Annotated in this window: 19 protein-coding genes and 1 tRNA gene; 7 read left to right on the top strand and 13 right to left on the bottom strand. The window is 43.5% G+C overall.

Annotated elements, in window-relative coordinates:
- The first annotated feature begins 143 nt into the window (after nucleotides 1-143).
- Nucleotides 144-1145, top strand: a complete 1002-nt coding sequence (locus HC643_RS36325; RefSeq protein WP_038077818.1) for a DnaJ C-terminal domain-containing protein — start codon at nucleotides 144-146, stop codon at nucleotides 1143-1145.
- 85 nt (nucleotides 1146-1230) lie between these two features.
- Here HC643_RS36325 and HC643_RS36320 read toward each other — a convergent pair whose 3' ends face one another.
- The 3 genes from HC643_RS36320 to HC643_RS36310 all read right to left on the bottom strand — a co-directional run bounded on the left by HC643_RS36320 (nucleotide 1231) and on the right by HC643_RS36310 (nucleotide 3253).
- The gene (locus HC643_RS36320) at nucleotides 1231-1878 is read right to left on the bottom strand and encodes a glutathione S-transferase family protein (protein ID WP_038077817.1); all 648 of its coding nucleotides are present in this window, start codon (nucleotides 1876-1878) and stop codon (nucleotides 1231-1233) included.
- A gap of 48 nt (nucleotides 1879-1926) precedes the next feature.
- The gene (locus HC643_RS36315) at nucleotides 1927-2469 is read right to left on the bottom strand and encodes a peroxiredoxin family protein (protein ID WP_038077851.1); all 543 of its coding nucleotides are present in this window, start codon (nucleotides 2467-2469) and stop codon (nucleotides 1927-1929) included.
- Nucleotides 2470-2641: 172 nt separating this feature from the next.
- Nucleotides 2642-3253, bottom strand: coding sequence for a peroxiredoxin (locus HC643_RS36310; protein ID WP_038077814.1), 612 nt, complete (start codon nucleotides 3251-3253; stop codon nucleotides 2642-2644).
- A 246-nt stretch (nucleotides 3254-3499) separates the two neighbouring features.
- Here HC643_RS36310 and HC643_RS36305 point away from each other — a divergent pair, with 246 nt between their 5' ends.
- Nucleotides 3500-3667: a hypothetical protein gene (locus tag HC643_RS36305; protein ID WP_153021577.1), complete on the top strand. Its 168-nt coding sequence runs from the start codon at nucleotides 3500-3502 to the stop codon at nucleotides 3665-3667.
- Nucleotides 3668-3796: 129 nt separating this feature from the next.
- On the top strand, nucleotides 3797-5842 hold the full coding sequence (locus HC643_RS36300; protein ID WP_038077813.1) for an amylo-alpha-1,6-glucosidase: 2046 nt from the start codon (nucleotides 3797-3799) through the stop codon (nucleotides 5840-5842).
- A 148-nt stretch (nucleotides 5843-5990) separates the two neighbouring features.
- Here the strand turns inward: HC643_RS36300 and HC643_RS36295 are convergent.
- The 7 genes from HC643_RS36295 to HC643_RS36265 all read right to left on the bottom strand — a co-directional run bounded on the left by HC643_RS36295 (nucleotide 5991) and on the right by HC643_RS36265 (nucleotide 14374).
- Nucleotides 5991-6064 (bottom strand) — tRNA-Met (locus HC643_RS36295).
- Nucleotides 6065-6440: 376 nt separating this feature from the next.
- A complete protein-coding gene (locus HC643_RS42720) occupies nucleotides 6441-6761 on the bottom strand; it encodes a M23 family metallopeptidase (protein ID WP_408019820.1) in 321 nt (106 codons plus the stop codon).
- Nucleotides 6762-9868: 3107 nt separating this feature from the next.
- Nucleotides 9869-10330, bottom strand: coding sequence for a tRNA (cytidine(34)-2'-O)-methyltransferase (locus HC643_RS36285; protein ID WP_038077809.1), 462 nt, complete (start codon nucleotides 10328-10330; stop codon nucleotides 9869-9871).
- 341 nt (nucleotides 10331-10671) lie between these two features.
- A complete protein-coding gene (gshA, locus tag HC643_RS36280; protein WP_038077807.1) occupies nucleotides 10672-11808 on the bottom strand; it encodes a glutamate--cysteine ligase in 1137 nt (378 codons plus the stop codon).
- A gap of 125 nt (nucleotides 11809-11933) precedes the next feature.
- Nucleotides 11934-12848, bottom strand: coding sequence for a histone deacetylase family protein (locus tag HC643_RS36275; protein WP_038077804.1), 915 nt, complete (start codon nucleotides 12846-12848; stop codon nucleotides 11934-11936).
- 225 nt (nucleotides 12849-13073) lie between these two features.
- On the bottom strand, nucleotides 13074-13466 hold the full coding sequence (locus tag HC643_RS36270) for a hypothetical protein (protein WP_050045541.1): 393 nt from the start codon (nucleotides 13464-13466) through the stop codon (nucleotides 13074-13076).
- 29 nt (nucleotides 13467-13495) lie between these two features.
- Nucleotides 13496-14374 (bottom strand): nucleoside hydrolase, encoded by an 879-nt coding sequence (locus HC643_RS36265; protein ID WP_038077799.1) that lies wholly within the window; start codon nucleotides 14372-14374, stop codon nucleotides 13496-13498.
- 705 nt (nucleotides 14375-15079) lie between these two features.
- On the opposite strand from HC643_RS36265, the gene HC643_RS36255 reads away from it, so the two are divergent.
- On the top strand, nucleotides 15080-15271 hold the full coding sequence (locus HC643_RS36255) for a hypothetical protein (RefSeq protein ID WP_038077798.1): 192 nt from the start codon (nucleotides 15080-15082) through the stop codon (nucleotides 15269-15271).
- A gap of 64 nt (nucleotides 15272-15335) precedes the next feature.
- A complete protein-coding gene (locus HC643_RS36250; RefSeq protein WP_038077795.1) occupies nucleotides 15336-15656 on the top strand; it encodes a hypothetical protein in 321 nt (106 codons plus the stop codon).
- Between the two features lie 9 nt (nucleotides 15657-15665).
- Here HC643_RS36250 and HC643_RS42295 read toward each other — a convergent pair whose 3' ends face one another.
- On the bottom strand, nucleotides 15666-15791 hold the full coding sequence (locus HC643_RS42295; protein ID WP_272900121.1) for a hypothetical protein: 126 nt from the start codon (nucleotides 15789-15791) through the stop codon (nucleotides 15666-15668).
- A gap of 412 nt (nucleotides 15792-16203) precedes the next feature.
- On the opposite strand from HC643_RS42295, the gene HC643_RS36245 reads away from it, so the two are divergent.
- Complete coding sequence (locus HC643_RS36245; protein WP_038077792.1) at nucleotides 16204-17910, top strand: RluA family pseudouridine synthase; 1707 nt, start codon at nucleotides 16204-16206, stop codon at nucleotides 17908-17910.
- Between the two features lie 71 nt (nucleotides 17911-17981).
- Here the strand turns inward: HC643_RS36245 and HC643_RS36240 are convergent, their stop codons facing one another.
- Nucleotides 17982-19265: a Tudor-knot domain-containing protein gene (locus HC643_RS36240; protein ID WP_038077790.1), complete on the bottom strand. Its 1284-nt coding sequence runs from the start codon at nucleotides 19263-19265 to the stop codon at nucleotides 17982-17984.
- A gap of 376 nt (nucleotides 19266-19641) precedes the next feature.
- Here HC643_RS36240 and HC643_RS36235 point away from each other — a divergent pair, with 376 nt between their 5' ends.
- A complete protein-coding gene (locus HC643_RS36235) occupies nucleotides 19642-21132 on the top strand; it encodes an aromatic ring-hydroxylating dioxygenase subunit alpha (protein ID WP_038077788.1) in 1491 nt (496 codons plus the stop codon).
- A gap of 138 nt (nucleotides 21133-21270) precedes the next feature.
- On the opposite strand, the gene HC643_RS36230 is transcribed toward HC643_RS36235, so the two are convergent.
- Complete coding sequence (locus HC643_RS36230) at nucleotides 21271-22209, bottom strand: NmrA/HSCARG family protein (protein ID WP_038077849.1); 939 nt, start codon at nucleotides 22207-22209, stop codon at nucleotides 21271-21273.
- Between the last annotated feature and the right edge of the window lie 55 nt (nucleotides 22210-22264).

The raw sequence follows: 22264 nt of genomic DNA, 5'->3' as shown, positions 1-22264 counted from the left end.
AGAGCAAAAACCGCACTTGATTTTCTTTAATCTTTGTTAATTTATAGTCAGAATCTATTAAATGCCGGAGATAAGCGATCGCGCTTCTGATGGCAGAAAATGTATAAGAAAATTTAATGGGAATTTCTACAGGAGGCTGGTAAATGGCTTCAACCGATTTCAAAGACTACTATGCAACATTGGGAGTTAGTAAAACTGCCACTCAAGAAGAAATTAAGCAAGCTTTTCGCAAACTAGCTCGCAAATACCATCCTGATGTAAATCCCGGCAACAAGCAAGCTGAGTCACGTTTTAAGGAAATCAACGAAGCTTACGAAGTTTTGTCAGATTCAGACAAACGCAAAAAGTATGACCAATTTGGTCAGTACTGGAAACAAGCATCTGAAGGGTTTCCGTCTGGTGGTGTCGGTGTTGACATGGGCGGTTTTGACTTCAGCCAGTATGGCAGCTTTGATGAATTTATCAGTGAATTGTTAGGACGCTTTGGTGGAAGTGCTGGTCCTCGTGCTGGGAGACAAGCTTACAGCTACAGTACATCTACAAGCAGACCTGGCGGTTTTGGTAACTTTAGCGATTTTGGAACTCAAGATGTTGGTTCTGCCAATGCTACCCAAGATAGTGAGGCGGTAATTACCCTGAATTTCTCTGAAGCATTTCATGGCGTGCAAAAACATCTCAATCTTGGCAATGAGGTTATTGATGTTCGCATCCCAGCAGGAGCCAAGACTGGGAGCCGTTTGCGTGTAAGAGGTAAGGGACCAGTCAACCCTTTCACACAGCAACGAGGTGATTTATATCTGAAGGTAGAACTTCAACCCCATTCTTTGTTTCAGTTTGAAGGTGATAATTTGGTGTGTGAAGTACCCATTACACCAGATGAAGCTGTTTTGGGAGCATCTGTTGAAGTCCCAACACCTGATGGCATGGTTACTGTTAAAATTCCTGTAGGGGTGAGATCTGGTCAATCTTTGCGCTTGCGTGGTAAAGGATGGCCTCAACCTAGGGGTGGACGGGGTGACCAGTTAATTAAAGTAGCGATCGTACCTCCTAAAGATATGACTCCTCAGGAACAGGAGTGTTATGAAAAAATCCGCTCTATGCGGACTTTCAACCCCCGTGCCAATTTTCAGCACATTCGGCTGTAATAGGTTTTAAATTTTCATCGCACCTGGCGTCCCCCGACCTTTAGGTACGGGGCTTTCAGTTTCTTCCGGTGTAATTAAGTTCTAGTTACTGCCCTTTGAACCTAGCTTTGAATGCTTCTATGGCTTCTGGGCTTGCTTGAGTCGTTTGCCAAGATGGACGTTGCATTAAACGTTCAGCCCAAGAACTGAGTTTTGGATAGTAAATTAAGGGAAAACCAAGACTGGGAAATAAAGGCACTACTGTTCCAGCAACTATATCAGCTAAAGTAAATTGTCTGTTAACTAAGTATAAATCATTACCTAGAATATCTTCTAAAAATCTAAATACGGTAGCTGCTTTCTGCTTAGCTTGTTCGAGCTTTTCTGGAGAGTTGCTACCAGGAAAACCCATAACTCTGTTAATTAACGGAGTCATGGCAGGTAATAACTCGTTGACAGTTACCATTTCTACCATCCTCATTGTGGCTATGGCTCGTGCATCTGTAGGGATGAAAGTTGGTTTGGGATATTTTGCTTCCAGATAATCTAAAATTGCTAGGGATTCCACTATAGTGAAGTCATCATCTTCTAAAACTGGAATGTGGTGAAAGGGGTTCTTTGCTAAAAATTCCGGTTGCAATTGATCCCCGTCTAGTTTGATTTCTACTAGTTCAAATTCAAGCTCTTTCTCCAGTAATGCTATCCAGACTCGGCGAGAGTTAAATGATATGGGGTTGTGATAAAGCTTGAGCATAGAATAATTTTTTAGCTTTAGATCGAAGGTGAACTTGGATGCATGCAATCACATTCTTGCACACTGCTCCAGCAATCTCTCCACGCTAGCATTATGGTCGAGAAATGAAAATAGATGCTTGTAGCGGAGTTTTCCTTCTTTATCTAATACAAATTGTGCGGGTAATGGTGCTCCTAAAGCTTGCCCAACTCCGTAGGTCTGAAATACACGACAACTGGGGTCACTCAGCAATGGCATTTTTAACCCTAAATCTTTGACGACTATCTTACTTTGCTGCCGATCTGTACTGGTAATAAGCAAAAGTTCTATGCCTCGATTTTGAAATTCTTCATAGTTCTCATTTAAGGCTTTGATGTGGGGAAAGCAAAAGGGACAATAATGTTTTTCTGTAAAAATTCGTGTAAACGCAAGTATTACTGGTTGCTTAGTTCGGTAATTTGATATTCTTACCTCAGCCCCATTCTTAATATCTGGAAGTTGAAAATCAGGCACAAATTGACCCACAACTAAAGTGTTGGTTGCGGGTATGGGTAGAAAGTTCCGAAAAAAGCGCTCGTTTAATAATCCGTTTAGATTCATTGAGTTTATCATGATAGTATCCTTAATGATTATCAATATGATTCTAAATCGGTTTATGTAAAAAATTTATTTGAATTGAGACAGACAAAAAGTGCATTAACCTTATGTAAAGACGCACCATGGCGCGTCTTTACATTTATGAGATATGTAGAGACGCTCTTTGAGAAGCGTCTTGACATTTTTGTTAGACAGCAGAGAAGTATACTTTGGACTTCACAGGGTCGGGAACCATTGTCTTGTCGCCCGGTTGCCAACCTGCAGGGCAAACTTCATCGGGATGAGATTGGACGTATTGAATAGCTTGCAGTGTCCGCAAAGTTTCATCAACGTTACGACCAAAAGCTAGGTTATTGATGGTCGCGTGCTGAATGACACCATCTTTATCAATGATGAACAAACCGCGTAAAGCAACGCCAGCTGCTGGATCGAGAACGTTATAAGCAGCACTAATCTCTTTCTTAATGTCAGAAACCAAGGGGTAATTTAAGTCTCCAACCCCACCAGACTTGCGATCGGTTTGAATCCATGCGAGGTGAGAAAACTCGCTATCAACAGAAACACCAAGGATCTCAGTGTTAATTTTTTTGAATTCCTCGTAGCGATCGCTAAAAGCTGTAATTTCTGTGGGACAAACAAAGGTAAAGTCTAGGGGGTAGAAAAACAGTACGACGTACTTACCGCGATAGTCAGAAAGTTTGATTGTCTTAAATTCCTGATCTGCTACAGCAGTTGCTGTGAAGTCGGGAGCTTGTTGACCTACACGGAGGCATCCTTCTGATGGGTAACTAAGAGGCATTTACAAATATCTCCTTAAAATTACATCCGAAAGAGTGAAGGATAAAGTATGAAGTATGAAGGATAAAGTGTTAACTTGACCCTCTACCCTTTATCCTTTATATCTTGTGACTTTATTAAAAGTCATGCTACTCAATAGCCAAAAATTAGGATAATTTACAGTAATTTGAGGGAAATCGGACATTAGCCCCACCCCAAACTACAAGTGTCACTGGCTCATTTGAGCACTCCCAAAGGGGGGCATTATTTGCCTCAACACTGCTTAAAAGCTTGTCAATGGGTTATGGGATTGCGCTATCGTGAAGTAGCCATATTCCTTAACCGACGCTTGAGGCTGGCTAACCTCCCCCGCGTCATGACTCGCAAGCAGACGAAACCCGGAGCAGGTAACGTAAAATCAACAATTTCACGTTGAGTCATGGTGGAGTCAGTCAGTCAATGACTTCGACTTTCCCTGGATTGCTCCAGTTCACTTACTCCTCCCTAACAGTTTGATTGCATTCTGTTACGACTATATCATAGTCATAACGATTTTGAGTAGCAAATGATTGATTTAGATACAAGAGAATGGTTGTTAACCAATGGCTTAGGAAGTTTTGCCAGCGGAACCGTGTCGGATATCCGCACTCGGACATATCACGGCTGGCTGTTCGCCGCCACCAGTCCACCCTCAGGGCGTACCCTCCTACTGTCGCATCTAGAAGCTAGCCTTGAACTTCCAAACCAAGTTATAGCACTAGGAACAAATTTTTGGGGTAGCGGTCAAATTGAGCCAAAAGGTTACCAACTCCTGCGCTGCTTTGAGATTAACCCAGTGCCAAAATGGATTTGGGGAGGAGACGACTGGCAAATAACAAGGCTTTTGGTTATGCCTTGTGGGTTTCCTAGAGGGGGAAAGGGGGAGATGAGGCGAGGGGAGGAAATTGCCCACTCCCATTTAAGTCATCGAGTTTTGATTCAGTACCGTTATGAGGGGACAGATACTGCTACCTTGAGACTGCGATTGCTTGTGAGCGATCGCGATTTTCACCACCAGCAAAAAGCCATTCCAGAATTACAGTTTTCTCAAATGTTAGGGCAACAGCAAGTTTGCTTGCAAGCGATTATTTCTAGAAGTTTTGGCACACCTTGGCAGTTGCGTTGGACACGCGGAGAGTATCAGGCTGATGCAGTTTGGTATTGGGATTACGGTTTACCCGAGGAGACACTGAGAGGATTGGGCGATCGAGAAGATCTCTTTAGTCCCGGTTACTTGAGCGTATGTCTCGAACCCGGTGATGCTGTCACATTAGAAGCACGAGTGGGTTTTCCAAACGAATTGCAAGGCACGCTCACTTCAGATACTTTTGTAGAAGCTGTAGAAGCAGAACAAGAGCGGCTGTCTCAGATTTTTGGATGGGAGGGAGAGGGGGGAGACAATCATACCTTGTCCCCCATATGGAAACAACTCCTGCAAGCTGGCGATCGATTTATCGTTTATCGAGCCTCAATTGATGGACCTACTGTCATTGCTGGATATCACTGGTTCAATGACTGGGGACGCGATACCTTAATTGCTTTACCCGGTTTGGCACTTGTTCCACAGCGATATAATTTAGCAAAAGGACTTTTGCAAACCTTTGGGCGTTACTGTCACGCTGGTTTGATTCCCAATGCGTTTCCCGATATCGGTGGGGAGCCATTTTATAACAGTATTGATGCAGCGTTATGGTGGATTGAAACGTTGGGGCTTTATTTAGAAGCCACTCAAGACTGGCAATTTTTAGCAGAGCAGTATCCTATAGTACAACAGATCTATAAAGCTTTTATTGGAGGAACTCGCTACAACATACAAATTGATTCTACAGATTGGCTGGTAGGGTGGTACGCACGTCATGTAGCTCTGACCTGGATGGATGCTGTGATTGCAGGAGAACCTGTAACTCCCCGTCGTGGTAAACCGATTGAAATCAATGCCTTGTGGTACTCAGCATTATGTTGGGCAAGTCGGTGGGCAGAAATCTTGAGCGAGCATGGGACGCCTGGAGATTCACCCCGTTTTGCAAAACAAGCATTGCGTTACGCACAACAAGCACAGCAGGTCAAAGCTTCGCTCCAAAAATATTGGAATTCTCGCTTGGGTTACTTGTATGACACCATTGAGCCAGACGATCGCCGCAATTGTCAAATTCGCCCAAACTCCGTCATAGCGCTATCCCTTGCCCATTGCGCGTTTTCGCAACAGCAGGGACGCCAAATTCTTGACGTAGCCCGTTCGCAATTGCTCACACCCTATGGGCTCCGTACTCTTGCTCCTACCGACCCCGAGTACGTAGGTCTATACCAAGGTAATCCCCAACAGCGCGATCGCGCATATCACCAAGGTACTGTCTGGAGCTGGCTCATCGGTCCTTTTATTCGTGCTTGGGAGCGTTTTTATCCTCAAGAACCATTACCCTTTGATTGGCAACCTTTACTCAATCACCTTCTACATGAGGGGTGCATCGGATCTATCTCTGAAATTTTTGATGGTGATGAACCACACAAACCCAGAGGTGCGATCGCTCAAGCTTGGTCTGTTGCCGAGATCCTCAGACATATTGAATTATGAATTATGAATTATGAATTATGAATTATCCAAATCCGCATACTCTAATCTGAGTTCTTCGATACTAATTTACCATTTACCGTGCATAATTTTTAGACACGAATTCACCTTCCGTTTCATAATTCATAATTTATCTTTCATAATTCTTAAGTGGCTCAGGTCGGATTTGAACCAACGACCCCAGGCTTATGAGTCCCGTGCTCTAACCAACTGAGCTACTGAGCCTTAACATTCCTTACGCTTTCTCAATATAACATATAGATTTTTTCTTGACTACCCACGCGGGCAATTAATTTTTGCGCTAATAGTTAATGGCTAATGGTGAGTCCAGCCCTGATAGCGCAGCGTGGCATTTTCGTGCCATAGGCGGGTTTCCCGCGACCACCGGGACTGGTGAACCCGTATAGCCCTGGCGGGCATAGCTTCGCAACGCGAAGCGTGTGCCTTGCACATAGCGTCTGTGCTCCTGAGATAGGGCTAATGGTATTAGGAACTTATAACTATTAGCTATTAGCTATTAGCCATTAGCAAAAAAGCGTAATAGAGGGAGACGAACTCCCTCTGTTAGCGAGGTTTTCATTGAGTTACAACCCGCCCTTTATTACAGGCGTTCTCTGGGGAGGAAAGCAATGGGATTCACTGCTCCTTTACCTGATGGGTGAACTTCAAAGTGCAGGTGGGGACCTGTGCTAAAGCCGGTGCTACCCATTGCAGAAATTTGTTGTCCTTGCTGGATGGTTTGACCGGGTTGAACTAAAATACGGCTGTTATGACCGTAGCGAGTCAAGCTGCCATCAGAATGACGAATGTCTACGAGGTAACCGTAACCACCATTGTTCCAACCTGCCCTTTCAACGACACCTTCAGCTGCTGCGTAAATTGGCGTGCCAACTCCGTTAGCAATATCTATGCCCTTGTGCATTCTTCCCCAACGAGGACCGAAACCGGAAGTAAGAACACCTTTAGCTGGCCACATATAACCAGTGGCAGAAGTAGAAGGAGGGGCTAGATTTTCATCAATCGGTCTGGGGAGGTATCTATCTACTGCTGCTAAAGGTGGTAACTGTGGAGTAACGGTTGTTCCTCGCATCGTTCCCAGAATTTCGGAAGCATTCATCCCTCTAGCAGGAGTTGCCACTCGTTGCTCTTGCAGTAACTCTGGATTGATAGGCTCGTTCGCAGGTCTGCGATTGCTAAGTGTGGGTTGAACCGGTTGACGGTTCGCGTTACCAGTCATTGGCTTAGGTACTGGAATGGGTATTGCACCATTGACTCTAGGCGCTGAAAACTGTAACGACGCACTGTTTGGCGTAGGAACCTGAATTTGTACGGGGCTTTCAACCTCGTCATTGGATTGAGACACTGTTACTGGAGAATTACCTGTTTCAGCTACTGCTGGGACGACAACGTTTCCAGATTGCTGAGCACGATATTTCTCGCGCAGTTTGTTGATTTCCGCTTGTAAACTACGAAGGCGTTGAGAGTCTTTGACTTTTCTTGCGCTTGGAGAATGAGATTTTTGGGCTTCTCTCATTTCCGAAAAAACTGTTGGGACGGGAGTATCACCACCAACGCCGTAAGAAGAAGCCGCTGAAGAGTTTATCTCAGAGTTTGTAGCAGAATTTGCTTTGCCCTCTGTTGTTGATTCTGTCTTAATCGAACTGTCTGCAATAACCGCTGTTGGGACGGTTACATTGCTATTGCTCGATACCAAGCCGTTGGCGCTACCTTGTACAACTTGATTTTTACGAACGGAATCATCAGCGACGATTGGTGTCTTGACAGGAACAGTGGCATTGTTCTCAATTGCTTTGTCAGCAGTTGTTGCCGTCAGTCTGTTTTTCCAAGTGGAGTTGTTTGGAACAACTGGTGTCGGAGTTGTAACACTGCTGTTGTTGGTAATTGAGTTACTGAAACTATCTGGCGAGACTGGAGCACTACTGCCAAGGACAACGGGACTTTGGGGAGTCGCATTTGCCGTTTGCGGGCGAGCGATCGCTACTGGAATGGAAGTGCTGCTGTTTTCTTTAACAGGAACTGTTAGTTTTTGATTAATCCGGAGCTGATTTGGATTGTTAAGATTGTTAACCTTAATGAGTTCTGAAACTGAAGTGTTGTAATTGCTAGCAATTTCAGCCAACGTATCTCCTGGCTTGACTTCGTAGCTTGCAGATTCTTCTTTAGCCCAGGGCTTGACACCTGCAGCAGTTGGTACTTGTGTTGGTACCTTGGTTGTTTCCAACCTCTGCTTTAACCTTGAAACCAACTTTTCTCTGTTTGCGTTGCTAGCAGTCTCTGATGGCTCGGTGACCGTGTTTCTCGCTTCTATTTGTGGCTTGTTTTCAAGCACTGTTACCTGCGGTACCCCTACAGGGACAACTGGTAACGCTTCTTGAGTTTGATTTGACCGCAACTCCTTGAGACTTCTTCTGAGACGGTCTGATTTTTGCTGTAGTTGGTTCAGCGCGAATTCTTGCTGCGCCTTCAGTTGAGCATTGACTTCTGGCTCGACTGCATTTTCTCCCTGCACTGCTTCTTGTTGAGTTGGTGCTGACACAGCTTGAGTTCCCACAAGACCCGAAGCATTAGAGAGAGTTTGTACGCTCTCTTCTCGCTTGACAGTTTGTTGTTGAACGGTGGTTTCCAAGGAAACGCTCTGCGCCTCTACAGCTTGAGATGAGTTGGAAACCGCCACTGGTACAGACACTGGCTGTACAGAAGCGACCTTTGCCACACCCTGCCACTTGGCTCTTAGCTCAGCGACTTGGGATATTGCTGTAGGTTCAACTACTGCAGGACTTTCTGGCAGACTCACTGATGATACGGCTTGCACTTGCTGCTGAGTTGCGGGAGCCAACTTCACCTCGGTGTCAGAAGCAGCTGGAATTGTTGAGGCTGTATTCTGATTTCCGACCGGCTCTGCTGCTATGGCTCGATCGCTCTGTCGAGTTACTAAAAGGCTGGTTGCTCCCATGGAGATTGCCAAACCAATCATCGCAGCTTTTGTCTGTACCCGGCGGTTGTTTCCCCGTGGATGAATTGCATTTACCTGTTCCACCGGAACATCATCGCTTTGGTTATTTTCCAACTCAGCTTTTTCTTTCTTCTTCAATGCTCGTTTCAAAGACGACCTCCTACGATCACTAGCGCTTAACTGACCTTTTTTCCAGTTGGATACTAGTCAATGATTTAGATCACCACGAAAAATAGATCGAGATCACACATCAGAGATACTTACGCAAGATTACCTTGCTTCTCCGATTTAGACAAGTTCACACTATATATCAAAACTTTAAATTTAAGAGTTGCCTTGTCTGTCTCATTCCTCACACCTTAAAACACACACCATATAAGTTTTTCTCTTTACAGTTGTCTTTAGAGTTTTTTGTTTGAGTTTAGTCGGGCTGTTTTTGTAGCCGTTGTAACCTCTTATGACTAGATGCTGCAACTTATCACATAAAACTACACCCTGCTGTAGATATCTTCATAGTTTTTCCATCCAATCCGTCTACCTCACACGCGACTTTACGTTGATTATTCCCTAAAAAACAACCGTATTAACTCGCAAAATATTTTTCTTGAGAATCAAATTACACTCAACAATACATAACTCAAATGCCTACATTGACTGGCTTTTCAGGTTTTTGTTCCCCGTTGCAGGGTCACCCGAAATTCACAAAAAGCTATCGTTTTTCTCTGGTTCTTCACCCCTAGATATATACAAATTTCTTATATATCTCTGCCTCTTGAGTTAAGTATTTGCCCCTAATTTTTTAGAAAAATGATAAATTTAAGTATAATTTACATCACTATCCCTCTAGAAGCAACTGCAAAATCTATTTAAGTAATTTCTTTCTATAGATAATATTAATAACTTGAAGTCCGCAACTTTACTTAAGAATCCTATTACCAATTTTTATCAGAGCACGGCGTAGATAAACCAACCGTACAACACTACTTAAAAGCTTGGAATAGAAGCTTTTTCGCCTTTTTCACCTTAGCACTCACAGTCAGACAACTTGTCCATCTCTAGTGTAAATAACCGAGCTGGCGGCGGGCTTCAAACAAACCTACTGCTACACTTACCGAAAGATTTAAGCTACGGACATTCTTCTCGTTCATGGGAATGTAGAGAGTAGTATTACAAGCTGCTATAACTTCAGGCGCTAGCCCAGTCGTTTCACTACCAAACAGCAACCAGTCATCAGGTTGAAATTGAAAGCTAGCATAATTGCAACTCCCACGAACGCTAAAACCCAGCCATCTACCACCTCGCAACTGATGTACTGTTTTAAAAGCTTCCAGAGACTCGTGATAGTGGAGTTTGACATAAGGCCAGTAGTCCAAACCCGCTCTTTTCAGGTAGCGATCGCTGATTTCAAAACCCAGGGGTCCTACCAAATGCAATTCCGTGCCTGTGGCAGCACAAGTACGGGCAATATTCCCCGTATTGGGAGGGATCAGTGGGTTAACTAAAACGACCTGTGGCATTTGCGGAGGAATAGATATATCGAATTAAACACTGTATAATTTTTTTCAAATCTATCTAGAGGCGGAAGTCATCTATAGTTTTTTTTTATAATTTTTTTTTAACACTTGTGATTAGAAATTTAAAATTCACAAGAAATGTTTTCCGAACACCATTTGGGTTCTTCTGAGATATATCACAATTTTTTAAAAAATGTATAGCTAAGTTTAATATACGAAAAATTTATCTAAAAACAAGACTGTTAGAAGAAATTCTGTTTGATGGGGATTGGGGGATTTTGGATTGGAAATACTTTATTTCCCCTTGTCCCCTCTGTCCCTATTCCCCAGCCCCCAATCCCTAACTAAGTAGCGACAGAAGAACACAATTTGTCTTCTAATTCGATTTCGCGTTCTTTAGCTGCATCAATTGCTTGGGAAATAATATGTCTTGGGCTAATACCCAAAGCGTAAAGTTGAAGCCATTGTTGGGCTTCATTACCTTCTCGGAGAATTTTTTGTAACGGCGACAGAAAACAAGCAAAACCCTGTTGTTTGGCGATCGGCCATACATCCTGATAGATTTCATGAATCCAATCTCTAGCTGAGAGAGTTCTGCCATCTTGCCAGTGCCTGAGTTGAGCATCAAGGCTCGTAGCAGCAGCTGCGGCTTCATTTGCCATTGACACAGAGATAAGTTCCTCAGGTGAGAACTCACTTTGAATTAAAGGATCTAAGTGAGGGTTTTCAATAACCTGTAACAACCGTGCTTCTAAAAGAGCCGTGATGGCAAGCAAAGCAACTGGATCTATGACTAAATCGCAAATTCGTAACTCCAGACGATTTAAGTCATAGGGACGGCGATCGCCATTTGGTCTAACTGACATCCAAAGATGACGAACATTTTGCATTGTTCCTGCTGCTAGCTGGCTTTCCACCCATTGAACGTGATGGGCGTGACTTTCAAACAAAGGAACATAAGCAGGTGTTTGTGGAAAAATGCCCCATCGAGTGGAATGATATCCCGTTGCTTTGCCATCTATAAAAGGCGATGAAGCACTAAGAGCCAGGAACAATGGCGCTTCCACCCTAATAATTCGGCACGCCCGCATTAACAATTCCAAATCGCTAATGCCTACATTGATATGAACGCTAGCTGTAACAACCTTGGTTCCGTAACTTTGCTCAATGTAATCGTGATAGGGATTTGCCGGATCGGAGCGAAAAAAGCGAGTACTATCACCCAAGGATAAAGAGCTTCCTGGGATGAGGGTATACTCACCTAATTGCTTGATATAATTTCGCAACTTTACACGAGGCTGTAGTAAAGCGCACAACAACTGGTCATAACTTTCAGATGGATCTGTGGTATACTCTACATTGCGGTTATCTGGCTCGCGTACAAATCCATCTAAAGATGTGACAATCTTATCGGAGAGACCGACGATATCACCATTGGCTGTACCAGTGTACATTTCTACTTCAAAGCCTTTTGACAGCACCTTAATTATTCCCCTCGGCTCTCCATACTTCTAAATTGTATCTGGAATAACGAAATTTCTGCATCTTACGTTTGAGTTACTTAACAAGAAAGAGTTAGTGATTGGTAACAACCAACAACTAACGGTTAACCAATCGAGTGATATACTTCGCTCGCAGCACGATGCACGAGGGAGTGACGCCATACGAGGGATTTCATATCATCAGCATAACCCCCGCCAATTACACAGGCAGTAGGGAACCGGGCTGCAACGCAAGTACTCAATACCTGCATTTCACGCCGAAAAATGCCTGTATCTGTGAGTGCTAACTTTCCCAAAGAGTCACCTATGTGAGGATCGACACCGGCGTCGTAAAATACAATATCTGGCTTGACATCAGATAACAAATCTGATAAATAGTTTGCTAATGTTTGTAAGTAAGCATCATCTTCCATTCCTACTGGTAAAGGAACATCTAAATCGCTTTTCTGTTTTGTACCGGGAAAATTGACTTCACAATGCATTGAGAAAGTAAACACGCTATCATCATCTTGAAAAATAAAAGCAGTGCCATCTCCTTGATGCACATCTAGATCTACAATCAAAATTTTTTGAACAAGACCGAGTTTTTGCAATACGCGAGCCGCAATTGCCAAATCGTTAAAAATGCAAAAACCAGATCCGTAGCTCGGAAAAGCGTGATGAGTTCCGCCAGCGGTATTGCAAGCCAAACCATTCTGAAGTGCAAGTTGAGCAGTGAGAATAGTACCGGCTACTGCCACACAGGTACGATTAACTAGTGCTGGGCTCCACGGTAAGCCGATACGCCGTTGTGCTTTGGCATCCAAAGTACCTTCGATGTAAGCTTTAACGTACTCCGTAGCGTGAACTAACTCGATAAATTCTTGTGGTGGACGTGAGGGTGTATGAAATTGTTCTTTTTGTGCTACACCATCATTTACTAGTAGCTCGTACAGTAACCTAAACTTGGGCATCGGAAAGCGATGACCATCAGGTAATGGGGCAACATAATCGGGATGGTAAACAATAGGTAAGTCCATATCACTTTATTAGACATCTCGGAAAAATCTCAATACTGCTCTCTTACTGACCTTGACTTTATAAGCACTCATGATAAACATCAGCGAGCTTAGAGCGCCAGTCCAAATAACAAACGCTCAGATGTTAACTATTGGCACTATGGATTTAAATTAGATTTGATTATTAATGATTGTGGAGAAAATATTCGTTGCCAGATGAGTGATACAGAAATTATGACAACAGCTTTAATTATCGCCACATTCTTTAATAGCGATCGTAGTAGCAGGTCTCGAAAGAAAGTCTACAATCCATCCACCCAACGTTACAGTTTTACCAGTCCAATCGGGAACTTGTTCTTCATCAATTCCAATCCCTAAAGCTTCTTCAAGCGGGAATAAGAGATCCATCATATCCCATTCAGGAGTTGGCAAACTTATGATGTCTCGAAATTTATCATCTGGATACAGCTTTTCAGGAGAGAGTCGAAAACTCTTGCTTAATTCTGTTCTGCAACATTTTACTGTTTTTCTTGCAGCCTCACTAGATAATTGTATCCCATGAAGAAATTCTTCATCACTCATATCCGGACGCTGTAAAAATTTATCCCGTTTTTTAGATTGATTAAACCAAAAAAGCATAAACCCCTCCCTTGAATTCCCTAATGACTTCATGACTGTGTCAATGTCTGAAAAAACTGGTTGTGGTCGATGGTGATAGTAATAAATGTATTAGTGTTCTTAGCAAGGTTCGCTCCCCATTCTCCACCCTTTCGGTATATCTCTACTTCTTGAAATTGTGCTATATTCCTATTTAGAGTAATACAAGCTGCTAGAGGGTCGTGAAACATTTTTCCCTCAGGTCGGCGTTTGAGGTATAATTCCATACCATTATAAATGAGATTGAGACCGATAGAATTATTCCGAAATGGTTTCATACGCTCATGAAATTCTTGATGATAAATAACTCCGTGACAAACATTTTTTGAGACAATATCTCTAGTCATAACCCGCGCTGAAGAGAGCAAAGCTAAAGCTGCTTTTGGATCGCCATTGAAGTTAAATGTCAGACAAGTTTCGAGTCCATTAAATTTCGGTAGACGCAATTGAGGTGGTACAATACTATCTCCCGCAAATCCACCTTGTCCTACCCAGCGTTTTATTGTTATTAAAGGAAAATTTTTCAGTAAGAGCCTTAAATTGTGTAATGGTGCGCCCGTGAGTAGCACGACATCTGGATATAAATTAATAGTAGTCGCTATAAGATTGTGAGCAAAATCATCTGGTTCCTTGGGTGGAATAATTCCAAGAAACTCGTAATGAAATTCTGAAACGACATCTTTCATAGAATCTGAATTACGCGCACCGACTGGAACATCATGCTTGTTGAGAAGATGCAGAATGTGACGGATAACTCCTACTTGCGCTTTTGTTCCTGGATTTATTGTGACAGCTTGTAAGGCGACATTTGGATGAGAACCAAGAAAGCACAAAGCAAACATATCATCCGGATCTCGGGTTTCCATATCAAAGATTACATTAATAGTCATAATGAAGAATTATTTATCGAAGAAAGGCAGATCGGATCTCTAATTTCGCCTCAAGACTGCATCTTCTTTGTTTCTAGACAGCAAGATCCCAATAATCGTCCGTGATACAAACTCCACATCCTGCGGGACTCAATGCAGTGGTAAATATTCCACTACATGATGTGCTGCGCGATCGCACAGCCCAAATCTGCCAAAATATCCTCAGGTGAGTAAGGCAAATCAAAATACTTGCTGAAGGTGTATGGTTCGTTTGGATCTAAAACTTTGGGCATGGTGTCGATCTCCTGACTAAAAAACAGTATGCCTATTCTATCGAAGCGTTTTCGGGGTTGGCAGCACCGCAATGTTAATACCTTTTGCTATCTTATAAATGTAAACCAGTTTTGTGATTTCATGGTTAACAGTTATGGCAGGAAGAAAGAAACTCGATCGCACAAATCTCCATGCACGAGTAGCCCAGGGTACGGGAGAAAAGCTAAAAGAAATCGCACAAAATCTGGGTTATATATAATACGATAATGAATGTTCTACCGGACAACTATTAGATGCGATTGCCAACGGAGAAATTATCTTAATCCTCAGTAATAAATCATCTGTTATCTCTAAAAGTAGTTAAATTTATTCATAAAAACTGCTGTAAAAGCAATTTAAAATAAATTAGGGGACAATTGTGTCCCCATTTACCTAATTAAAGGAGGTGATTTATTGAATCAAAACGGTAACGGTCATCAAGGTTTTTGGAATCCTGTTAAAGTCTTTATCCGTCTTTTCCAAGGAGTTTGGAAAAAGCGAGACGAAGTATCAAGGGAAACTTACCTTGTCGATCCAGAGGTTGTTGAGCAAGACCTCGAAGACATCGCTGATGAACCAGGTGAACAAAACAACGTCAATAACTAACACATAGTTAGTAGCCCCTAGTAGCCCGCTAGGGGCTTTACTCAAAATAAAAACTAATTTAATTATGGCAGATTCCAGCACTACAGTCGTTTGTCCTGTGTACTATCAAATTATTCAGCGTAGAGGTAATGGTTGGGCATTTAAACATGGTGAGCCATTTCTAAACTTATTCAATGCCCCAAATTTGTCTCCTGAAGACGAATTTGCAGCCTTTGGTACTTCGATGAAAAAAGTAGCACTCGCGCTTTTCCGCATCAATGGTGGTAAGCAGGGTTACTATATCGCCAATATACTGGATAAAAAATATTACTATTGTGGGACTCAGTGGGAGGATGTGAAAACCAAGCTCAAGGAATTGGGAATTGGTAGAGACGACCCAATTTAGGATAAAGTTTTAGAGAATGACAGCCTTTTTTTGTTGAGACATAGGATTAATATTACCAGACACCGACTGAACTAAATACCAGCGCTCGCTAATTGGTAACTGCAATGCCTGCTCTTGCAATTCTTGCAAAGTCATTCGTATTTTTTCAACCACATCTGTGTATCTTTCATTATAAGTTGATTTTCACGCCCTGAGGCTTATCAAAAATCATCTTCAATAGGAGGTGAACCAATTATAAAATCAAAATTACCTTCACTCCGGCTTTTGGCACTGTTATATATGCTCCAGTTTCCCGCCCTTCAGGGATTTTTGCTAAGGCAAAACCCGTGTCAGCACAGGAGTATTTTTTCGGTCGCGGTTTGGTAAATGCTGATACTGCAGTGGAAAGAGTGAGGCAAAAGTAGAGATTGGTGGTCCCGATCCATGGCTGCTTGGGTAAAGAACAAAGGACGTAATGGGCGAATAGAATTCGCTACTATACAAACGAAGTCCACGCAGGCGGACTAACAGAAATTGAGGAATTTTGAACTCATCCTTTATCCTGTTTATGGTAGTTCTTCACCCACTTTCAGATTTTCTTGAAAGCGATGCGGCTTCAGCCGTTCAGCCTTCGGCTTATCGCACTCCAGCAAACTCTATTCCTACCTATTACTATGAAGGGCGCTGTCCTCAAAACGGTGAAATACTGAGACTTCCGCGCACTCCTCTCGTAGAAGCGATCGCATATGGTTTAATGAGACATCTTGCTACTGACGAGCGTTATTCTCGTGAGGGTAAGATGTATGGAGTCTTGCTAGTGGAACTACCTTCAGGCGAACAAGGGATACTAAAAGCTTTCTCCGGGCTGCTCAACGGTAGCGGTATAGTGGAGGGGTGGGTTCCACCGATTCCTGGGCGAGAACAAATTGCTTTAGACGAAGCCCGTACACTCGCTGAATTGGAAAATATTAAGCAAAAACTTATCTCCCTCGAGCAACTTCCAGAACGTCAGCAATACGAAATTTTGTCGCATGAGTTTGAGTTACGCTTGCAAGAAATGAGCGATCGCCATCAAAACAGGAAGCAGCAACGACACGAAAAACGTTTGATATGTTGTGAGACGCTAACAGGAGAATCACTGATTGCAGCCCTCGAACACCTCGATGAAGAAAGCCGTCAGGATGGAATTGAGCGACGCAAATTTAAACGCCAACGAGATGAGACATTGCGATCGCTCAAACAAGCGATTGAGACTGCAGATGGGCAAATGCGCGAATTAAAACGGTTGCGGAAAGAACTGTCCCGTCAACTTCAAGCTCAGATGCATGCTGCTTATTCTGTTATGAATTTTTTAGGACAATCTTCTTCATTACAGCAATTGATGCCAAAAGGTTCTATGCCCACCGGAACAGGAGATTGTTGTGCTCCAAAACTACTTCATTATGCGGCAAAACAAGGGTTAAAACCATTGGCAATGGCAGAGTTTTGGTGGGGAATATCTTCTCACGATCGAGAGAAAATCCAAGGAGAATTTTATGGGGCTTGTGCGGAACGATGTCAGTCATTAATGGGGTTTTTGCTTTCAGGATTGCCACAGGAAAATGCAGACAAAACAGGGTCATCTTTGTACCTTCCACAAGAGGAAATACTACCCCTTGTTTATGAAGACGAGTGGTTGATTGCTGTCAATAAACCCGCAGGTTTATTATCAGTTCCAGGACGTTATCGCGATCGCCAAGACAGTGTTCTCAGTCGTTTGCGTCATTTGTTACCCAATGGCGAACAACTGATTGCCGTACATCGCTTAGACCAAGACACTTCTGGTATTCTTTTGTTAGCTCGCAATGGGCAAACTTATCGGCAACTCAGTCAGCAATTCCAGCAAAGACAAGTTCATAAAGTTTATGAAGCCGTGCTTGCTGGTTCTCCAAGCACGGAGAGGGGTGTTATAGAACTGCCTTTGTGGGGAAATCCTGAAAATCGCCCGTATCAGGAAGTCAATTGGCAGTATGGAAAAGCAAGCGTGACTCACTTTCAGGTGATATCGAAAGAAGGAAACTACACTCGCGTGGAATTTATACCGCTGACAGGGCGAACTCATCAATTGAGAGTTCACGCTGCTGATACAAGAGGACTTGGGATACCGATATTGGGCGATCGTCTTTATGGATGTTGTATTGAAGCCAGTTGCTTACATTTGCACGCTAGAGAACTTCGCTTCCAGCATCCGCAGCTGGGAAAAGCTTTGTACTTGGAGGCAAAAACACCATTTTGATGTTTACTCAACCATACTGTTTGTAGGGTGGCAATGTCTTGCAACCCTAAAACTGGGATTTCTTTACCTTTTTAACAAACCTCGTCCTCTTCAACCCATTCATCATAGGATGAGTCATAACCGATGTAATGCACAAAATATTGCTGACCTTTGATTTTACCTATCGTTGCAGAATACCATTCCTCTTCATCACTATCCCAAACTTTTACCTTTTGACCCAATCTATATTCACTGTCACCCAATGAGTCGCGTGTCCGCATATCATCTTCTTCAACCCATTCGTTATAAGAGGAATCATAGCCAGTATACTGAATAAAGTAGCTGTTACCTTTCACTTGTTCAACAGTTGCTTCATACCATTCCTCTTCATCACTATCCCAAACCTCTACTTGTGTTCCCAATGCATATTGATTGGTATCAGTTTTCATAGCTCGAGATGTTGGCTGTTGGTCTTGAACTTCTTGTTTGACTAAAGTATGAGCTTGTAAAATCAGACGGCGAGCCACAGTTTGAATTCCTGTATGCTCGTAATAATTTGTAGTTTGATCTAGGAATGCTGCGACAAAGTCTAAATTATCATCCGCCATCTGAATAAAATTCCCCAGATGACTGAAAATGGATTGAGGAGTTACACCAGTTTTCGATACTAAGTTATTCATCCAGCCTTGCACGGAGTTGAAACCCTGAGTGATAAAACCAACTTTATCAGAAGGATTGTTGCCTGGTAGAAAGTTGTTGATGGTTGAGAAGAGAGGATTTTGAGCGATCGCGTCGGTATTTGTACCACTTATAACTTCGTGTATCTTGCTGAGAAAGTCAGGACCTAAGGGCAAAACTCCATCCAGACAAACTAAAGCAACCATCCGCATCAGCGATGCATCTTGATAGTTATTTGTGAGGGAATTGACAAACTCTTGTGGATTGGGTTGGGGAATACCATTGAGTTTGGAGAATGCAATAATTTCGACAGCTACTTTCAGGACTAAATCAATTGTTTGCGTGAAGTCAGCTTTTGGTGTAATTTTGCTTAAAAAGGAAAGAAAACCGATTTTTTCACCAACTTTGTTGGCTAAAGCAGCAGTTGCCATAGCTGTATCTGCACTATCAATCGTTTGATAAAGTTTGATAGCAGCTTGGTAACCTTGTTGAGGTTCGTGGTATAAAACAACAGCGCGATCGCGAATTCGCTGAATAACTTGTGGGTTGGTTTCTCCAGTAATAACACGGATAGTATTGTCAAACCCTACCAAATTATTCCACTGACCTGGTGCTACATAATCTAGAGCCTTTAACACTTTGACAGTAATGTTGTCAGTGGGTAACTCATCAACCAATTGAATAATGGATTTATCCATATGCCGATTCTCAAAACCTTAAATGGCGTTTGCAACACAATTCAGGCACAGTAGTTACTGCCATACTTAGCGTGTTAAACCAGTGAAAACCCTGAAACTAAAATTGGTTTATTAACGCTTTTTATGTATAATGTACTACTTAGACTACTGTTACATGAACTATATTGCTAGAGTTCCCGAAGCCAGCACAAAAGTAACAGTTTTCACTTCTTTATTCAAACTAAGATGCAGCGTTCATCAAGTGAGGTGCCATAAAGTTATGTCGCTGACCTCCGCAATGCAAGAACTTTGGATACTTTGTATTGGGCGATCTTCTCTATGGATATCATGTTAAAATTTATTAAAAGAACTTGCCTTATCAAAAAAAGGAGTAAGTGTGGCTACTGAGACAAGTCTGCAAGAGAATATGCGTGATGCTGTGGAACAATTTCAACAGCAAGAAGAAGTATTCCAGTGGACCAAACAATGGTATCCAGTAGCCGTTGTAGATTTCCTAGATCCCTCTCGCCCTCACGCAATGCAGTTACTAGGAAAAGATATTGTCGTGTGGCGTGATGGGACTAATAAATGGCGCTGCTTTGAAGATTGTTGTCCCCATCGATTGGTTCCACTTTCAGAAGGTCGTGTTGAATCTGATGGAACGCTTTTGTGCGCGTATCACGCTTGGCGTTTTGATTCTCAAGGGAATTGCGTCCACATTCCTCAATCACAGAATAAGCAAACTGAGGCAAAGCATCGCTCAAATTTGAGGTCGTGCGCTGTCGCTTATCCCACTCAAGAATGCCAAGGTTTGCTGTGGGTATGGTCAGAGTCAGGTTCACAAGCAGAACAGGAAAGTCAATTGAGGTCGCCACGAATTATACCAGAGCTTGAGAATGGCTCCGATAAAGTAGTGCAGCTATCTTGGAATGTACGCGATCTTCCCTATGGATGGGACTTTTTTATGGAGAATGTGGCAGATCCCGCTCATGTCCCTGTCTCTCACCACGGAATTATCGGCAGTCGCTACAAGGATGCCAAGTACTATGACATGAATATAGTACGGAATGTGTCTACCCAAGAAGGGTTTTCTTTTGAAATTACACCAACAGCCCCTAATATTGAACAAGCCGTTCATGACTTTCAACCGCCATGTCACATGAGAATTGTCTCAAGCAATACAGATGGTGGAAAACTCATACTGGCATTGTATGCTACCCCGACTCGTCCGGGATGGTGCCGTCATATGGGATGCCAAGTGTTAGTGAAGAACGACGCAGGGCAAAAGCCAAAGGGATTGGGTTTTTTTGGTCTACCCATGCCAATTTGGTTAATTCACGTTTTGTCTTCTTTATTCTTACATCAAGATTTGGTGTTCCTTCACTATCAACAGAAGATTCTGGATCGGCGCAAGGACAAATGGCTCAATGCAGTTTATACTCCGAATCCCCAAGACAAAATGGTAATTACGTTTCGCCAGTGGCTGGAAACAAGAGCTGGCGGTGGCGTTCCTTGGATGTCGCAAGATTCACTTCCTTCAAAAGAGGAGGACAAGCAGAAGCTTTTTGATGTGTGGACAACCCATACTCAACACTGTCAGGTTTGCCAGGATGCTCTGAAGAATTTCAATCGTCTGTCTGTGTTGGCTTATATAGCTGCTGCTGTGTGTTTGCTTGTGGGAGTTATTGTGGATGCACGGGCTATGGCTGTGAAAGTTGCGCTCGCAAATTTCCAGCAAACAAGCGGCTCGATTCTAACGACTATCCCTCCTACAGCTTTCTGGTGGGCAATTGGAAGTGCAATTCTATTTGCTATCGTAGGATACCAGCTCAAGCGATTTAGCCGACTCTTCTATATTTATGAGTTTGAACACGCCCGCAATGATTGATTTTTTTAGTGGGATAGGTTCGTGGTAAATTAAACAACTGGGGGGCAACGTCTCAAGTTCGCGTGACGCTTGCCCCTTTGGCAAATTGTACCCAGTACGAACGATTCAAAAAACCTTAAAAGTTGCTCTGGAGAAGAGTTAGCTCTTTTCGATTGGGCGTAAGTTTAGCTTAATCGCGTCTTTGTTAGCCTCTGCCCAAGTAGGAAAGTCCGTGAGCGGCACACCGTAGCCACGGAGTTCCTCAATAGAAACAGGGTATCCAATTTTGTTCGCCCACTCTTGGTGTTGCACCATTAGAGGGTATTTGCCGCGTGCGCTCGCCTCCAACGGTGTCAAGCAGATTGCGGACACTTTGTGCCCGGTCACGCGGCTCAAAACGGCCGCAACTTCAGGTATGGTACACTTATCGCCCGCTAGTTCCAGGCTCTTGCCGTTGAAGCGGTCGGGATTCTCGAACGCGGCGACGGCGAATGCGCCCATGTCTTGGGCAGCGACGTGCGCGAGCTTCGTGTCCATGTCCATAGCTATCACTATTTCGCCCTGGTGGAATTCGGGGAAGGCGAAACCGACTTTCGGCGCGACGTAGTTCTCCATCAAGAACGCGGCTCTCAAGAACGTGGAGGTGGGAAAATTCGCCGCACGCACTGTCTCTTCAAGTATCAGCTTGCTGTCCCAGTAAGGCTTGTCCCACAAACTCTCTGTCCCAGGAGGCATGGACTTGTATAAGTCCGTCCCGGATACGGATGCGTGGACAAAGTGCCGGACGCCAGCCCGCTTCGCAGCTTCCACCAGCAAGGCACCGTGCCGACTTTCTATATCGTTGCCTTCCATGCTTGGTACTTGAACGGAGAACACCCCGCTAACGCCGCGCAAGGCCGTTTCTATAGACGCGGGGTCGTCGTAATCGCCGCGAAACACTTCCGCTCCCATTTCACTCAGCGCTCTGGCTCGCTCCCCCTCAGGGTTTCGTGTTAAGGCACGCACTCGGTGTCCACGGGCCAACAACTGGGCGAGCGTTGCGCCACCTTGAGTGCCCGTTGCACCTGTAACAAGAATCAAATCATGCAGATTAGCCATTTTACTTTTACCCTTCTTTTGATCGAACAATATCGCTTAAGCAACGGTTGTTGTG

The organism is Tolypothrix bouteillei VB521301 (assembly GCF_000760695.4).
GTDB lineage: Bacteria > Cyanobacteriota > Cyanobacteriia > Cyanobacteriales > Nostocaceae > Scytonema > Scytonema bouteillei_A.
Note: the sequence above shows the minus strand (reverse complement) of the source record. Positions and strands in the feature narration are given on the sequence as shown.

What these genes read in the sequence shown, in the direction of transcription:
- HC643_RS36325 (WP_038077818.1), top strand. Translation starts at nt 144, where the DNA reads ATGGCTTCAACCGATTTCAAAGACTACTATGCAACATTGGGAGTTAGT.
- HC643_RS36320 (WP_038077817.1), bottom strand. Translation starts at nt 1,878, where the DNA reads ATGCTCAAGCTTTATCACAACCCCATATCATTTAACTCTCGCCGAGTC.
- HC643_RS36315 (WP_038077851.1), bottom strand. Translation starts at nt 2,469, where the DNA reads ATGATAAACTCAATGAATCTAAACGGATTATTAAACGAGCGCTTTTTT.
- HC643_RS36310 (WP_038077814.1), bottom strand. Translation starts at nt 3,253, where the DNA reads ATGCCTCTTAGTTACCCATCAGAAGGATGCCTCCGTGTAGGTCAACAA.
- HC643_RS36300 (WP_038077813.1), top strand. Translation starts at nt 3,797, where the DNA reads ATGATTGATTTAGATACAAGAGAATGGTTGTTAACCAATGGCTTAGGA.
- HC643_RS42720 (WP_408019820.1), bottom strand. Translation starts at nt 6,761, where the DNA reads ATGCACAAGGGCATAGATATTGCTAACGGAGTTGGCACGCCAATTTAC.
- HC643_RS36285 (WP_038077809.1), bottom strand. Translation starts at nt 10,330, where the DNA reads ATGCCACAGGTCGTTTTAGTTAACCCACTGATCCCTCCCAATACGGGG.
- HC643_RS36275 (WP_038077804.1), bottom strand. Translation starts at nt 12,848, where the DNA reads ATGGACTTACCTATTGTTTACCATCCCGATTATGTTGCCCCATTACCT.
- HC643_RS36270 (WP_050045541.1), bottom strand. Translation starts at nt 13,466, where the DNA reads ATGCTTTTTTGGTTTAATCAATCTAAAAAACGGGATAAATTTTTACAG.
- HC643_RS36265 (WP_038077799.1), bottom strand. Translation starts at nt 14,374, where the DNA reads ATGACTATTAATGTAATCTTTGATATGGAAACCCGAGATCCGGATGAT.
- HC643_RS36250 (WP_038077795.1), top strand. Translation starts at nt 15,336, where the DNA reads ATGGCAGATTCCAGCACTACAGTCGTTTGTCCTGTGTACTATCAAATT.
- HC643_RS42295 (WP_272900121.1), bottom strand. Translation starts at nt 15,791, where the DNA reads ATGACTTTGCAAGAATTGCAAGAGCAGGCATTGCAGTTACCAATTAGC.
- HC643_RS36245 (WP_038077792.1), top strand. Translation starts at nt 16,204, where the DNA reads ATGGTAGTTCTTCACCCACTTTCAGATTTTCTTGAAAGCGATGCGGCT.
- HC643_RS36240 (WP_038077790.1), bottom strand. Translation starts at nt 19,265, where the DNA reads ATGGATAAATCCATTATTCAATTGGTTGATGAGTTACCCACTGACAAC.
- HC643_RS36230 (WP_038077849.1), bottom strand. Translation starts at nt 22,209, where the DNA reads ATGGCTAATCTGCATGATTTGATTCTTGTTACAGGTGCAACGGGCACT.